Genomic DNA, 15,621 nt, shown 5'->3' with positions numbered 1-15,621 from the left:
CACATATGATGCGCCATCTCAGCCTGCTTTCTGCCTTCGCATGCCTTTACTTTGCCTGCGGTTCACCTTCTTCCTCTGACAACAAGGAAACTCCGACACAGGATTCGTCCGTAACGGAAACCGCAAAACAGCCACCGCAAAATCCACCGCTTGTTTCTTACATCTTTACCGCCGATCCATCAGCCCATGTATTCAATGGCCGGGTGTATGTTTATCCTTCGCATGATACTGCCACGGGAACGCCAGAAAATGACAATGGAGATCACTTCAACATGATGGACTATCATATCCTGTCTATGGATAGTATCGGAGGAAAAGTAACTGATCACGGCGTTGCACTTTCCATCAACGATGTTCCCTGGGCTGGCCGTCAACTTTGGGCGCCCGATGCCGCCTATGCCAATGGTACCTATTATCTCTATTTTCCAGTTAAAGACAAAAAGGACGTGTTCCGTATCGGTGTCGCCACCAGCACGCAACCACAAGGTCCCTTTAAAGCTGAACAGCAGCCCATTCCAGGCAGCTACAGCATTGATCCCTGTGTGTTTACGGATGAAGACGGCACCAGTTATATGTATTTCGGGGGCATTTGGGGAGGACAGTTACAACGCTGGAACAACAACCACTACGATTCCACTGCGCCGCTCCGCAAACCTGATGAAGCAGCCATACTTCCCCGCTTTGCCAGACTCAGCAAAAACATGAAGCAATTTGACGGACCCGTAAAAGAACTGCAGTTAGTGGACGAAAAGGGGAAACCCTTCCTCGAGAAAAATAATGACAAGCGTTTCTTTGAAGCCGCCTGGATGCATAAATACCAGGGGAAATATTATTTCAGCTATTCCACAGGCGATACGCACAATATCTGCTATGCAACCAGTAACAGTCCGACCGGTCCGTTTACCTATCGCGGAATTATATTGTACCCTGTGGAAGGATGGACCAACCACCATTCCATATTGCCCGTAGGCAATCAGTGGTATATCTTTTACCATGACGTGCAGCAAAGTGGTAAAACGCATCTGAGGAACGTTAAGGTAGCGCCTTTATACTATAATGCAGATGGCTCTATTCAACCGATCCACGCGAAATAGTTTACTATTTTCCGTCCTGCTCCTGTTTGTCGTTTCTTGTTTCGGACAAATCCGGCTGAATGCCCCCTGGGCGGACAGCATGGTGCTGCAGCGCGACAAACCGATCATCATCAGCGGCAGCGGTCGCCCGGGTGAATCCATCGGAATCACCTGGCGCGGCAATTCCTATAAAACAAAAAGTGGTGAAAACGGAAAGTTCAGCCTCACGCTCCCGGCATCTGCCTCAGGAGGTCCTTATACGCTCACCGTAACATCCGGAACTTCCGGACAGGCGTCATTAACTTTTCACGATATCCTTATCGGTGAAGTCTGGATCTGTGCCGGGCAATCCAACATGGTATTGCCCATGGATCGCGTGCGCGAAATGTATCCCGATGAGCTTGAAGGTGCTTCATGGCCTTTGATCAGGTTTTACACTGTGCCCATACAGGCTGGCCTGACTGGTCCGATGCCTGAACTTCCCGCCGCCTCCTGGAAGGTGGTCAATCGTTCCAACATCCCTTCATTATCTGCAACGGCATATTTTTTTTCCAGGACTCTGTTTAAAAAACTGAACATACCCGTCGGCGTTATCATCACGGCAGTGGGCGGTACACCGATCGAAGCCTGGATGCCGGCAACATCGCTCACCGCATTTCCCGATGCGGCAAAACAGATTTCTGACAACCTGGATACCTCAACGCTATTCCAGCAAATCCGGTCAATTCAGGAAAAGACGGCATTGCAGGAACAACAGCGCCGCGCTACTGACAGCGGCCTTTCGGGAAGCCAACCCTGGTTTATGCCTTCCATTGCTGATTCAGGATGGGCATCCATCCAGGTTCCCGGTTTCTGGGAAGATCTGGGCATACCCGCTACGGATGGTGTCATCTGGTTCCGTAAAGACCTGATGCTACCCCAGGAACAGGCTGACCTGCCGGCTAAGCTTTACCTGGGACGCATTGTAGATGCTGATGAAGTGTGGGTGAATGGAACACTTGTTGGAAGTACCGGGTATCAATATCCGCCACGGAGATATACTATCCCCGCAGGACTGCTGCAGTCAGGCACCAACTCAATCTGCGTCAGGATCACTAACCACCAGTTAAAAGGTGGATTTGCACCAGGAAAGTCATATTACCTGCTGGCCGGGAAAGACAGTATAAGGCTGGAAGGAGCCTGGAAGTACAAAATTGCGCTCCGGTTTTCCGCGACTGAACTGATTCCTGATCCGGTCCGTCCGCAATATCAGCCCGCTGCTTTGTACAATGGCTTGATTGCACCGCTGGGGAATTGGCCGGTCCGCGGTTTCCTGTGGTACCAGGGAGAATCCAATGTCGGAAAAGCAGACACCTACCGGAATCTCTTTCCGGCAATGATCACCAGCTGGCGACAACAATGGCATGATTCCCTGTTGCCCTTTGTCTATGTACAACTGCCAAACTACCGGGATGCCTACGCCGCTCCGGAAACGAATGCCTGGGCAGAATTAAGGGCTGCACAGGCAGCTGCTCTTAGCCTGCCGCGAACTGCAATGATAACTACTATTGATGCCGGCGATTCAAATGATCTGCATCCGCTGAACAAATCAACTGTGGGAGAGCGGCTCGCACTGGCCGCGCTGAATATCACCTATGGGAAAAATACAGTTTTCACAGGACCGAGAGCCTCAACTGTCATAGTAGCGGGGAAAAAAATTCGAATTCTATTTGAAAAACTGCACACAGGGCTGGTCTCTGCTGATGGTCTCCCCCCGCGATGCTTTGAGATTGCCGGAAGCGATAAATCATTCCGGCCGGCTATAGCCAGGATAAACGGTAACGAAATCATACTCGAGAAACAGGATAAAGGCGATGTATCCGATATACGATATGTAAGATATGCCTGGTCAGACAACCCACCGGTAAACCTCACCAATAAAGCAGGCTTACCGGCAACGCCATTCTTTCTAAACACCACGAAAAGCAAATGAAAACAAATGCGCTGCTTGCCTGCTTCTGTTGCCTGCTGATCTCTGCTGGTCTGGCTGCTCAGCCGCTTGACTCAGCGTGGAGAAATAAAATGGAAATCATTCAGAAGACATCGGCAGCTGATCACCAGCAAATGCTTTCACAACTCGGTATAACCGGACTGCGCCCCGGTCCATCGGGCGATCCTAAAGCACCCAATGCTGCGAACAGCGATGAATCCAGGGCAACGGCATACGACCACCTTCCCGATCCCCTGCAATTTGTCAATGGTGCCCGGGTCACAAACCAGCATCAATGGCAAAGTCGCCGCAAGGAACTGATACAGCTTTTTGATAAAGAGATTTATGGTGTTATGCCTGACAATACACCTGCTGTCAATTGGAGAATTATAAAAAGCACCGACTCTGTGATAGGCGGCTTACCAGTAATCGTACAGGAGATTACCGGGCATGTAGACAACAGCAGATGTCCCCGGATCGATGTCAATATTGAAATGACGCTCGTGCTGCCGCAAAAATCTGCGCATCCGGTTCCCGTCATCATACACTACGGGTTCAGATTACCGCCAGGTATGCAATTCCCGGAACAACCATCAGGGGAGCCCGCACTGGACTGGAAAGAGCAGTGCATTCGGGCCGGCTATGGCTTTATTGTACTGATTCCGGCGAGTTACCAGGCCGATAACGGAGCCGGGCTGCGATCGGGAATTATCGGATTGATGAATAAGGGTGATTATCGCAAACCTGGGGATTGGGGCACACTCCGGGCATGGGCATGGGGAGCATCGCGTGTTCTCGATTACCTCGAAAAATACCCCGCAGTTGCAGCTGACAAGGTTGCCATTGAGGGATTGTCCCGTTACGGGAAGGCTGCACTGGTAACGATGGCATATGACCGGCGGTTTTCAGCGGGCTTTATTGGCTCATCCGGAGCCGGCGGCGGAAAAATACTCAGGCGGCAATTCGGCGAACAGGTTGAAAACCTTTGTTCGGCTGCAGAATACCATTGGTTTGCGGGCAATTTCATCCGTTATGCCGGCCCATTGACGCCAGCAGATCTTCCAGTGGACGCACATGAACTGGTGGCGCTGGCTGCACCACGTCCGATTTTTATTGGTGTGGGAAATCCGGCGGTGGAAGGCAACTGGATTGATGCCAAAGGGTTATATCTCGCAGCAGTCTATGCGTCTCCGGTATATGACATATTGCATGCAAGGGGTCTTGTTACACCATCACGCGAAAACCTGCCGCCATTGGGGACTTTGCTCGACGATGGCGATATTGCATTCCGTCAGCATTTTGGCGGACATACCAACCTACCGAACTGGTCAGCCTTTCTGGTTTTTGTAAACAAATACTGGGAGAAATCAAAGCATCAGTAGGAATACAACTTCACCCGCTGAATACCCCATTTGCCAACCGGAATCCTGATGTGCCGACCCTGGTGTGTCTGATCACCATTCAGCCTGCGGCCTGGTTTCCATTGACCATTTACAAATTTTCCTTCGTCCGCCTGCAGTATTCCCACTGATGGTGGAAAAGTTATGACAAACCCTGTTCCTGCAAAAATATACTCGTCCTTATCCAACTGAACGATCATCACGCCGCCCTCAGGCCAGTTGGGCAAGGATGCCTCCCGGCTCCAGTTAAGCGTATAATCGTGATTTACCTGCATGGTATTTCCCCCAAAATGCACACTTTGTTTTTTAGTGGCGGTATCCAGCAGAATGCCCTCCACGCGGTCGTTGGGAATGGCAGCCAGCACCGGCACAAGTTGCTCCAGTACCGCATAGCTTTTGCCGATGGATTCGCTGCCAGCGCTATTGGTCGATTCTATCGAAAATGGTGAGAAACCGAGCGCATGATAATGCCCGAATGCATAAAAAGCTTTTGCTCCGTTGTCAGGATGCATCCAGATCTCCGGAATGAACAGGGTATTGTTTCCACGGATATACAGGTCGGAATAATACCGGAACCTTGGATTATAAAAATCCGGGGAAAGCAGATCGATCGCAGGAGCTGCGGCCTTCCAGATATCCATTACTTGTGGCAGGGGGCCTGCACTCGGATACTGACCGGGCAATACATTCCGGTGATTCAGTGCAGCGTTCACAAACATGGGCAAAGGATAAGCCTTTTTTCCTGCAGCGGCAATATCGCCAGCATATTTTGCGTAGTGCCAGGCCTGAAAGATCTCATCCGTATCTAAACCTTTCCCGAAAACTGTTTCCCAGTTCCCAACGGTGCGGAAGCCGGCCGCTGCCCAGCGTTCCCGAAATTCCGGCATCAGCACGTCTTTATTACTGGTCAGATACTTTATCAGCGCAGCAGGTACCTCCCCTTCAAAAGCTTTATCGGCGGCCGGCGATTTTTCCCGCGCAGCTTCCAGCATGCCAATTTCATTTTCCACCTGTATCATCAACACCGAGCGCTGCGAATCATATTGACGGAGATGTTCCATCAGCGCAACAAAGGCCTTCCGGTCTGCATCCCGGTTTGCCGGGGAGAATGCGGAGAGTATTTCCATCGTTGCCCCTTTATCATTTACAGCCCTCGCGAATCGGCGGGTATCCTTCTTTACCCAGCCAGGCGCATAGCAACTCATACTGTTTTTCCATGTGCCAAACCACAGCAGTACCAGTTTCAGATGCTTCCTGTTTGCTGTTTGAAGCAGGCTGTCCACCAATGCGAAATCATACCTGCCCTCTTCCGGCTCCAGCAATTCCCAGTAAACAGGTGCAAGAACAGTATTCAGGTGCATCGTGTCGAACTTCGCCCAGTAAGGCTGCATGTAAGCCATCTCGGAAGCGTTCGAATTACCCAGTTCTCCACCCAAAATCAGAAAGGGCTGACCATTCACCTCCAGTTGCATTCTGCCGGAACGCTGCACCAGCCGGGGAATAGCGGGCTGACCCTGGGCATAGCAGATGGTGGAATAAAATTGAAGGAGAAAAAACAAACCGGAACTTAGCAGTGGCAGTCGTCTCAATATAACCATAAAGCAGCAATTGGAACAAAATACAATAAGTGTATAAGTTACAATTTTCAGTGCGATTACAGGTGACTGTTGATCCAGTTTTTTGTTGCTTCCGTTAGTACAGCTATAGTATCCTGCTTACCTGCCTTGAAGGAATGATCGGCGCCTTCAAGGCGAACCAGTGTGGCCAATGGTAGCGCTGCACACACCGGCTCTATGAGTGACCATTCCGCCAATGTATCTTTACTGCCCTGTAAAAAAAGCATTGGCTTCGTTACTGCTTTGAGATGTGCCGCCCTTTCTGTTGATGGTTTGCCTGCCGGATGCAACGGGAATCCGTAAAAAACGATTCCCTTTACTGCTTCATCAGGATGCTCTGACAGGTACTGAGAAGTCATCCGCCCCCCGAATGATTTTCCCCCGGCGAACAAGGGAAGCTCCGGAAAAGACTTCGCCGCATGTTTTAATGCTGTTGAAATCGTCTGGTGCGCAACTTTGGGAGTATCCGGCCTTCCCTTTCCGTTCTCCGAAAAAGGAAAATTAAACCTTAATGTCGCAATACCTGCTGCTGCCAGTCTTTCCGCAAGCGTTACCATAAAAACGTGGTGCATACCCGCTCCTGCACCGTGCGCCAACACCAGCAAAGAAATAGCGTCCGCCGGAACAAAATATTCTCCGGAAACCTTACCTGCATCCGGAACGGCCAGGATGCTCTTCTTTGTTTTCATACTCCTAAATTAACAATACCGGTTCACCTACTGTAACCGGAAGGTTATGGGTTGAACTTTATAAGATTTGACTGTGCGGCCATTTTGAATTGCCGGCTTCCATTTCCCCGATTTCCGGATAATACGAACAGACTCAGCATCAATTGTGTATTCAACCGATTTCCATATAAACGGTTCCGTAACATTCCCTTCCTTATCAACAATAAATGCTACCCGAACGGTGCCCTGCTTCTCCAGTTGTACAGCGCGTTGAGGATATACCAGGGTTTTTGTCAGATAGTTACTCCAGGCACCTACTCCTCCGGGATATTCCGACTCAATCCCCAAATCAAATTGCAGATCCTCACGTTTTTGATGTTCTCCGGCCTTCTCCGTTTTTACAAGTTGATCATTTTCATAGGTATATACGATGTCATATCGAAAACTGTCCGTTTTAAGACGAGCTGATTCCCCATGTTTTTTTCCCTGGTAAAAACGGGATATAGAATCCAATATACCATTCCCGTCGTAATGATAACAAACGCCGTGCATGATATCCCCATCCTTGTCGCGGGATTGTTCCGAACGAAGAATTGGCCCTTTAAAGTTGTAAAACTCCCACTGGTAACAAGTATCGTTGACCTTATAGGTTCGCAGCATATAAACAGCCTGTTCAATTTCAGCCCCCTTCCAGTTAGCGTCAAAAACATAGAAATTTTCGTCCTTTAATTTCTGTGCATTACCTGAAGTGGCAAGGAATAGCGGGCTGAGGAGGGCAAGGATAAGGTGTCTCATCCCTGCAAAATAGGAATACTCAGCCTTTTTCGAGGCGGAAAGTCAATGGCTGTAATTTAAAAGACTTCACCGGCTCTCCATTCCGCACTGCGGGGGTCCATTTTCCCGATTTTTTGATCATACGTAACGACTCACTGTCAATTCCCAATTCAACTGATCTGACCAGGAAAGGCCCGGTCACGCCACCGGTTTCATCAACGGCGAAAGCAACAATCGCCGTACCCATTGCCCTGAGGTTGATTGATCTTTCAGGATACCTGAGGTTTTGATTTAGAAACCGCTGCCAGGCACCCGCTCCCCCCGGATAGTCGGATTCCTGTTCAAGGGCATTCCCTGCCAGATCAGCTTTGGGCTTGGGCTTAACCAGTTCAATATTCACAAGGCTGTCATTTGAATAAGTATAAATCACATCGTAGGCGAATTTGTCTGGTTTCAGGCGGACGAATTCTCCATGTTTCTTTCCTTGTCTGAAAGTCCCCATGGAATCCAGAAATCCGGCTTCGTTATAATGGTATGACGCTCCATGGAATACTTTCCCTTCACTGTCGGCTGTACGTTCTGACCGGATCATCGGACCTTTGTACTGGTAATATTCCCAAACATAACAGGAATCGCCAAGCTTGTAGGATCGCCTGAGATACTGGGCCTTTTTTTCGGAGGAGCTTCTCCATTTGGAATCAAACACCTCGATCGTTTCATTTTGCTGGGCAATGGCAGAAACACCAGTAATCAGACCAAATAATACCAGGAAAATCTTATGCATGGCAACTTAAGTTCTTGGCCATAAGATACAACGGGGAACGAATTATTGCAAACTGAATTCGCGTTGTGTGTCCGATCGTCCCCCTTGATTAATTGCTCTTCCCCTTCGCGACTATCCAGCTTATCTTTGTTTTCCGGCCCAGGCGTTTTCTGCTGATCCTTACGTGGAGGTTTACTCCGATTTGGCTGCACGTTTTTCATAAATACCTTTTCAGGAATCCGTGCAACAGTAGGGGTGAATGTTCAGCGCTCTTTCTACAGTTTGTAGAAACTATTGCTTCCGGGATCACGATACTCCCGGACATCACGTGAGCAGTGGCCGTAAATTGTTTCTGGCATGCTGATTGAATGAATACATTCAGATTGTTTCCTCAATTGGGGTGGTTTCTTCGGAAATCTGAGAACATACCCAAATCACCTGATCTGGATAATGCCAGCGTAGGAAAAGGAAACTTCGAGGGCTTCGGACTTCCATCCGAAGCCTTTCTTTTTGACCACTATGCAGTAGATTCGGGGTATGCAGGCTTCCAACCGCACGATGGTACTGGTAACGCTGATGATCGGAACTTCAATGGCTGCCATTGACAGCAGCATCGTGAATGTTTCCCTGCCGGTTATTCAGAAACAGTTCGATGTGCTGCTCGATGCAGTTGCGCTTGTTGTAACGGCCTACATGATCACCTACAGTCTTTTCATTCCGCTCACCAGCTGGCTAAAAAACCGCATCGGTTATTACTGGCTGTACATGGGAAGCATTTGTATTTTTACAATCGGATCATTGCTTTGCAGCCTCTCCACAAGCCTGACATTTCTCATCCTGGCGAGAGTACTGCAGGCGGTCGGTGGCGGAGCCATAGCACCTACATCCCTGGCAATTCTGAGTGACAGCTTTCCGAAGGAGGAAAGAGGTAGTGCGATCGGCTGGTGGGGAATCGGTAACGTAATGGGGCCGGCCCTGGGTCCGACGCTGGGTGGCGTTCTTACACAATACCTGGGTTGGGAATCAATATTCTATGTCAATGTTCCCATCGGTATAATTACTTTGTCGATGGCCCGGAAAAACCTTTCATTTCTGAAGACTTATCCCACAACCAGACCGCGTTTCGACACAACAGGTTACCTGTTACTGGCAGGTTTTATCCTACTGCTCCAGGCAACCATCATTCCCTTTGCTTCACGGTTTGGTGTCCTTTCCTGGCAATTCCTGGGATCACTGGCCATCACCGTAACCGCATTCCTGCTATACCTGCGATCAGCAAAAAGGCCCGATCCGCTGATGGATCTCTCCATCTTCCGGATAGCGGGATTTAACCGGTGTTTTACCATAGTCGGAATACGATCCCTGGCGCTGTTCGGGGGCATGTTCTTTCTTCCCTTTTTGTTACAGGGATACCTGGGTTACACCGAAATGGAAAGTGCATTACTCCTTCTGCCCAACGCCTTGATCATGCTCGTTACCCGCCCTGTTTCCGGGAGGTTGGCGGACAGAGGCCTGATCAGGAATATCTCTATCATGGGAATCCTGCTGCTCTCCCTGTCTTTCGTGTTTTTTTCAAGAATCGACCAGGGCACGGCGGTAGCTTTTATTATAACAGCCATGATCATTCGTGGTTTGGGTATCAGTTTCCTGATCGCCCCGGTTTCAACTGCTATGCTTAATGCAGTAACTGCAGAACAGACGCCAACCGCTACCTCGCTGAACACCCTGATGCTTCAGTTGGGGGGGTCAATTGGCATTGCGATCAGTAGTGCCCTCCATACACACCTCCTGGCACATTATCTGGAGCGCGGGCTCGCAACGCGGCTTGCAGAACACTTCTCCCTGATGGATGGTTTCCTGGTGACTGCGGGCATAATTCTCCTGGCGTTGGTACCTGCTTTCAGGCTACCCCAACGTACCCGGAAACGGTTGAAAAGTAAAGAGGTACTCGGATAGATTTTTACCACACCCTGTAGATCTCCCTTGATCCGGTAAGATACATGTCGGTATAACCCTTCATGGCTTCTTCCATTTTTTTCATGGTTTCCGGATCTTTCTGCATGTCTTCCCAGCTTTTTTCGTAGGCGGAAAGGCTGTCATACTGTGAGACCATGATGACCCGGTTAAACTGGCCGGTCATATCGGTCATAACGGTGACCGGTTGATTACCGAGAGCCATGGTTTCCTTGAATCTTTTGGCAAGTTTGGAGGCATTGCCCGGCTTGCAAACGAAAATGTCGTGAACAATAAGCATACAACAAGTTTTGCAATGATCAATAGTGGGGAGACAAAGGTAGTGAGGAATAGGTTTGAGGTTTGGGGTTTGGGGTTTGGAGTTTGGCTAAACTTATCGTGCTGCATAGGTATTCTAAAGAAGTACCAGGGAAGTGCTCCCCGAGTAACATCCGCCTGCCTCACCTGTTAACAAACAGGAGAGTCGCCAGGTGGTAAAAGCTTCTCCTCCATGTCTGAAATTCATGCCCGGTATTGTCCGAAACATAGGAAACCGCGTTAAAGCCTGCTGCTTTCAATTTTGTGGCAGCCTCCTTCACCCGGCCTGGATTCTCCCGGCTACCACAGCTCAGGAAAATCAGATCAGGTTTGACTTTTCCGCTAAGCTCTTCCGGAGTGTACAAACCACCACTCAAGAGTGCAAACTTTGAAAATAAATCAGGTTTCGCCAGTGTTATCATGTGGGTTTCCATGCCCCCCATTGACAAACCTGCCATAGCCCGCCCCAAACGGTTGTTAACGGTTCGGAAATGCGAATCAATATAAGGTATCAACTCCTGTGTAAGTACAGTCTGAAAGGTGTCAATTTTGAACTCCCCGATATGACCCCATTTTATTTCATTGGTCATCCCGTAAGTCATGACTATTATAAAAGGCTGTGCTTTTCCCCCTCCCAGGAGATTGTCCATAATCAGGTTTACACGGCCCTGCTTTGGCCAGGCTGTTTCATTTTCTCCCCATCCGTGCTGCAGGTATAAAACCGGATAACGGGTAGTTGCACTTTTCTCGTAACCAGGCGGCGTATATACGAATGCCTGACGTACAGTGCCTGTTGCCTTCGATGGAAAATAAACCTGCACCAACTGTCCATGCGGAACATCACTCAAGGCGTAAAATTCTTCGTCGTGTGCGGGTATCTCAATCCCACTTTCCCAGCGGGTCGAACCATAATAGTTCAATGCACCAGGATCATTGAATAAAGCGCCGTTAATAGTAAGGTGATAATAATGAAACCCTTCATCCATGGGACCTTCTGTTGTGCCGGTCCAAAAGCCGTCTTCACCTCCTACCAGCCTGGTACCCCCTCTTCCTCCCAAACCCAGGCTCACAATAACACTGTCGGCCTGTGGTGCATGTATGCGAAACCGGGCATAGCCTTGTGAGTTTACTTGCGGGTAAGCCTGACCCGGTTGATTGGTTACAGCGGGTGTGAAGTCTTCGAGAATGGTATTGGATTGCGCCCGACAAATACCAGCTGAAATCACAAGCATTACTACAAGTGCAGAAATTTGATACTTCATTAAAGGTGATGTTTATGTGAAGAATGCGGGTTTTCACCGGGAAAGTCCAGCCTCTCCAGCTTATATTTCACCAACCCTGTATCACCTTCTGTTATCCGGACACAGGTGTCGACAGGCAGATCTTTATAAACCTGGGTTTTACCCGTTACTGGCCAGGTGATCTCTACCTTGTCAATGGTGGCAGCCGACCCAACGCCTATGTGCTGTCTTATTGGATTCGATCCAAAACTCCCACCGGTATTCACTTCCCGGTACACTGACCGCAGGCTGTCTGCTTCTTTGAAGGTCACCTTAATTTTTGCCCCTATGGCAGCTTTATTGGAAACAGTCCCGGTTAACATAAGCGTAAGGCTGTGGTTGCTATTCTGACCGGGATTTAAGTAGAAGGCATTTTCATAGGCATCGCCCGTGTAAGCCCCTCCCATTTTTATATAAATATCTTCATCGCCATCATTGTCCATATCTGCAAAGGAAACGGCATGCCCCTTTTGCAGGTTACCAACACGGGCGGCAGTAGTGATGTCCATAAATTTCTTACCGCCAACATTCTTAAACAACTTGTTAGGTATGGCAGATTTAACTTGCGGATTCCCGGTACCTAAATAGAAATCGAGGTAACCGTCGTTGTCGATATCGCCGAAATTAGCGCCCATTGCAAAAGCTACTTTATTCAGGCCAACTTTCGCAGTTGCTTCTTCAAATGTTCCGTCTTGTTTATTATGGAAGAGAAAAACTTTCCCTGCATTGTTTACCGGCAAATTCATTGCCTCTGCACCGGCATAATACGACAATGACTCGGTAAATTCATATCCGCAAACCAGAATATCGGGCCAGCCATCGTTGTCATAATCCCAGAACCAGGTCGGAAAGGTCCGAATCCTGTTATTGGCAAAGCCGGCTTCTTTGCTGACATCCGTAAATTGTACAGCTCCGTTCTGAGGGGTGTTGTTCTTTAATAAAATCTTGTTTCCATTCAGCGTTGAGATGAAAATGTCCGTTCGTCCGTCGTTGTTGTAGTCACCAGATGTTACCCCTTTTACAAATGCAGTAACCGCACAACCTGCCTTCGCAGCAATCTCAGTAAAGGTTCCATTTCGGTTGTTCCGGTATAATTCGGAAGGATGCACCTTGCCTCCTGGCGATGTTTCATTGCCGATGAATACATCAAGCCAGCCATCATTGTCAAAATCGGCCCAGGTAGCGGTTTGCGTCGGATGAAAGGAAAGCAGACCGCTTTCTTTTGTTACGTCGGTAAATGTTCCGTTGCCATTATTCTTCAGCAACGAATTGGGTGCCTCTCCAAACTCACCCATCCATCCGCCACGTAAGACAAAAATGTCTTTGTGCCCGTCGTTGTTGTAATCTATCTGCATCATGTGTAAACCGCCCGTAAGGTTTTCCAGTCCGGATGAATCCGATCTTTCTGTAAATGTTCCATCGGCGTTATTCCGGTAATAATGCATGCGTTCCGACGGATCCCAGCTGCTGATAACAATATCGAAGTAATCATCACCATCAAAATCTTCTACAATACACCCCCCGGCCATGCATTTATAGTTCAATCCGAGGTTAGCGGCAATATCGGCAAAAGGTTTTACCACGCCGGTCGAATCATCATTGGAAACCGGCAGCAGAAACTGTGGTGGCACCTGCCCTGGCCAGCCGCCAGTGGTCATGTACGCAATATTCAGCAGCCATTTTGCTTCGGGATCACCCGGATTGGCGGCAAGGATACGCTGGAATATTTCGATAGCCTTTTGGGAGCCTGTTTTATCCTGGTGCACACCTGTACCGGAGATTGGAAATATGCAGGATTCGGCACTGTGATTCCGGATACAATTGGTCCTTTCTCCCAGCCGAAGATAAGAAACGGCCAGGTCTTTCATCACCGCCAGCCTTCTGTCCGCATCAATGGGCGATATTTTCTCCAGCAGTTCTTCGAAAATCTTGATAGCTTTCTGTTCTTCCCCCAATTGCAGCAATGCGTTTGCCTTTTTATTGAGGGCAGAATCGATGCGCTCTCTATCGGCTGACGCGTCCAATAAAGAATCGCAGGATTTCACAATGGCTCTGGCGGCAAAAATATTCTTCGGACTGTCGTAATATTTTTCCCAGTTTTTCAGCAGGTCGACCATTTCCTGGTTGGGAACAGGATGGTGTTTGCACGAAAAGGATAGCATCGCGAGCAACAAAAACATGATAAAATGCCGGTTCTGGTTCATGTTGTCCATGGTATAAAACAGCAAAGGCTACGGTGTAGCCTTTGCTGTTTGTAAATCAATCAATCAATCATTATTTCACCAATGGATTGGTAGAAGTTTCGCTGGCCGGAATGGGGAACGCATCCACCTGTCCGGGTTTTGGATCTGGCTTGATAGAAGGATAATAGCCTTTTTTCCGCCAACGCATGATATCAATGTTGCTCAGCTCTTCGCCTGCCAGCTCAACAGTTCTTTCGTGCATTACTGCAGCAATAGCCTGTTCCTTGGAAGCGGCGGCAATAGCCGGCATATTCACACCGGGCCGTGCGCGAACCTCGTTGATGTACTTCGCTGCATTGGCAGGTGAGCCTGTTTCTGCTTCGCACTCGGCCAGCATCAGCAGCACATCAGCATAGCGGATCATGCGCTGGTTGATACCATCAGGGTGAAACCCGTCGTCAGTCCAGTCGAGGATAGAATACTTGCGATAGATTCTTTTTTTCGTTACACCGTTACGGGTACTCGGCTTCACATTCATGCCATCTTCGGTAAGCGCTTTTCCGGGTTCAGTACCGCCCATGGTCATAATCTTATCACCTGACTCATAAATTGTGTATTCGTAGCGCGGATCGCCGGCTTCAAATTCGTTCAGTACCAGGTTGGATGGCACTACGTTTCCCCAGACGATACCATATTCCTGGCTGCGCATGATTGTGGCATTCGCAGTAGCGCCTTCCCCGGTGTATCCCCAATTGAAATTGTTATCGCCCTTGTCTACGAATACAACCTCGAAGATTGACTCCGCATTGAATTCATTGCCTGTGGCCAGGGTAGTGCTTCCCAGTTTAATATCGCCGTCAAAATTATGCAGGAAAGGAACCAGGCTATATTTGCCGTACACATTCATGAGTGCGGCTTTGGCAGCAGCGTAGTCTCCATTCTGCATTTGCACACGTCCCAATAGCGCATAGGCTGCTCCTTTCGTTGCCCTGCCCTGCTGCGACGGGGTTTCAGGCAATTTTGATGCAGCATCAGTCAGGTCGCTTATGATCTGTGCATAGATATCTGCGGCGGGCGATTTGGCCTTGAAGTCAGATGCTGATGCAACCGGCTCAGTGTACATGGGCACATCGCCCCACATTGACACGAGTTCGAAGTAAGCCCAGGCGCGCAGAAATTCAGCTTCGCCAACGACAATATCGCGAAGTTCTACATCGTCGGTGACTCCAGGTCCTTTCGATATAACGAGGTTGGCCCTGTTGATCATTTGGTAAGTGCCGTTCCAAACGCTGGTCATCACTGAGTTGGACGGCGAAGGTGATGGCTCTTTCATCAATTCAGCCCGCGGCGCTTCCAGCTGGTCACCACCGGATGCAGTTTCTGCCCCGCGCATGTCGTGGGTAAAAAACCATTCCCGTCCGACGAGGTTACCTGCGCGCAAACTTGAATAAACAGCATTGACCCCGTTTTGCAACTCGATGGCCGTTTTAAAATAACTTTCAGTGGTAGGGTTGTTTTGATCTGTCACGTCCAGCTTTTTATTACACGCAACAACAACAACAATTCCCAACCCGGTCGCTACTGCCAGTAACTTGATATTTCGATTCATACAATTAGTTTTTAA

The 15,621-nt window shown here is 49.0% G+C and carries 12 protein-coding genes and 1 riboswitch; of the genes, 4 read left to right on the top strand and 8 right to left on the bottom strand.

Features of this window, described 5'->3' with window-relative positions; translation table 11 throughout:
- Positions 1-5: 5 nt before the first annotated feature.
- From FPE01S_RS08500 to FPE01S_RS08490, 3 genes are read left to right on the top strand one after another with little or no spacing between them, the layout of a single operon-like run.
- Positions 6-1,094 carry a glycoside hydrolase family 43 protein gene (locus tag FPE01S_RS08500; protein WP_046368294.1) on the top strand — a complete coding sequence of 363 codons (1,089 nt, stop codon included), beginning with the start codon at positions 6-8 and terminating at the stop codon, positions 1,092-1,094.
- On the top strand, positions 1,063-3,045 hold the full coding sequence (locus FPE01S_RS08495) for a sialate O-acetylesterase (protein ID WP_046368293.1): 1,983 nt from the start codon (positions 1,063-1,065) through the stop codon (positions 3,043-3,045). The genes FPE01S_RS08500 and FPE01S_RS08495 overlap by 32 nt, the downstream gene beginning before the upstream one ends.
- Positions 3,042-4,424 (top strand): glucuronyl esterase domain-containing protein, encoded by a 1,383-nt coding sequence (locus FPE01S_RS08490; RefSeq protein ID WP_046368292.1) that lies wholly within the window; start codon positions 3,042-3,044, stop codon positions 4,422-4,424. The genes FPE01S_RS08495 and FPE01S_RS08490 overlap by 4 nt, the downstream gene beginning before the upstream one ends.
- Here FPE01S_RS08490 and FPE01S_RS08485 read toward each other — a convergent pair.
- The 4 genes from FPE01S_RS08485 to FPE01S_RS24745 are packed head-to-tail and all read right to left on the bottom strand — an operon-like array spanning position 4,418 to position 8,284.
- Positions 4,418-6,040: a GH35 family beta-galactosidase gene (locus FPE01S_RS08485; RefSeq protein ID WP_046368291.1), complete on the bottom strand. Its 1,623-nt coding sequence runs from the start codon at positions 6,038-6,040 to the stop codon at positions 4,418-4,420. The genes FPE01S_RS08490 and FPE01S_RS08485 overlap by 7 nt on opposite strands.
- 56 nt (positions 6,041-6,096) lie before the next feature.
- Positions 6,097-6,747 (bottom strand): alpha/beta hydrolase family protein, encoded by a 651-nt coding sequence (locus FPE01S_RS08480; protein WP_046368290.1) that lies wholly within the window; start codon positions 6,745-6,747, stop codon positions 6,097-6,099.
- A gap of 27 nt (positions 6,748-6,774) precedes the next feature.
- Positions 6,775-7,521 (bottom strand): energy transducer TonB, encoded by a 747-nt coding sequence (locus FPE01S_RS24750; protein WP_052955614.1) that lies wholly within the window; start codon positions 7,519-7,521, stop codon positions 6,775-6,777.
- Positions 7,522-7,540: 19 nt separating this feature from the next.
- Positions 7,541-8,284, bottom strand: coding sequence for an energy transducer TonB (locus FPE01S_RS24745; protein WP_052955613.1), 744 nt, complete (start codon positions 8,282-8,284; stop codon positions 7,541-7,543).
- A gap of 365 nt (positions 8,285-8,649) precedes the next feature.
- Positions 8,650-8,745, top strand: a riboswitch (TPP riboswitch).
- Between the two features lie 55 nt (positions 8,746-8,800).
- Here FPE01S_RS24745 and FPE01S_RS08465 point away from each other — a divergent pair.
- Positions 8,801-10,219 (top strand): DHA2 family efflux MFS transporter permease subunit, encoded by a 1,419-nt coding sequence (locus FPE01S_RS08465; RefSeq protein ID WP_046368289.1) that lies wholly within the window; start codon positions 8,801-8,803, stop codon positions 10,217-10,219.
- A 4-nt stretch (positions 10,220-10,223) separates the two neighbouring features.
- Here FPE01S_RS08465 and FPE01S_RS08460 read toward each other — a convergent pair whose 3' ends face one another.
- The 4 genes from FPE01S_RS08460 to FPE01S_RS08445 all read right to left on the bottom strand — a co-directional run bounded on the left by FPE01S_RS08460 (position 10,224) and on the right by FPE01S_RS08445 (position 15,606).
- Positions 10,224-10,517, bottom strand: coding sequence for an NIPSNAP family protein (locus FPE01S_RS08460; RefSeq protein WP_046368288.1), 294 nt, complete (start codon positions 10,515-10,517; stop codon positions 10,224-10,226).
- Positions 10,518-10,677: 160 nt separating this feature from the next.
- The gene (locus FPE01S_RS08455) at positions 10,678-11,796 is read right to left on the bottom strand and encodes an alpha/beta hydrolase-fold protein (protein WP_046368287.1); all 1,119 of its coding nucleotides are present in this window, start codon (positions 11,794-11,796) and stop codon (positions 10,678-10,680) included.
- The gene (locus FPE01S_RS08450) at positions 11,796-14,027 is read right to left on the bottom strand and encodes an FG-GAP-like repeat-containing protein (protein WP_046368286.1); all 2,232 of its coding nucleotides are present in this window, start codon (positions 14,025-14,027) and stop codon (positions 11,796-11,798) included. Before FPE01S_RS08450 ends, FPE01S_RS08455 begins: the two co-directional genes overlap by 1 nt.
- Before the next feature lie 61 nt (positions 14,028-14,088).
- Positions 14,089-15,606 (bottom strand): RagB/SusD family nutrient uptake outer membrane protein, encoded by a 1,518-nt coding sequence (locus FPE01S_RS08445; protein ID WP_046368285.1) that lies wholly within the window; start codon positions 15,604-15,606, stop codon positions 14,089-14,091.
- Positions 15,607-15,621 lie beyond the last annotated feature (15 nt).

Origin of the sequence: Flavihumibacter petaseus NBRC 106054 (assembly GCF_000974785.1) — a bacterium.
Classification (GTDB): Bacteria; Bacteroidota; Bacteroidia; order Chitinophagales; family Chitinophagaceae; genus Flavihumibacter; species Flavihumibacter petaseus.
This window is presented reverse-complemented; position numbering and strand designations above follow the sequence as displayed.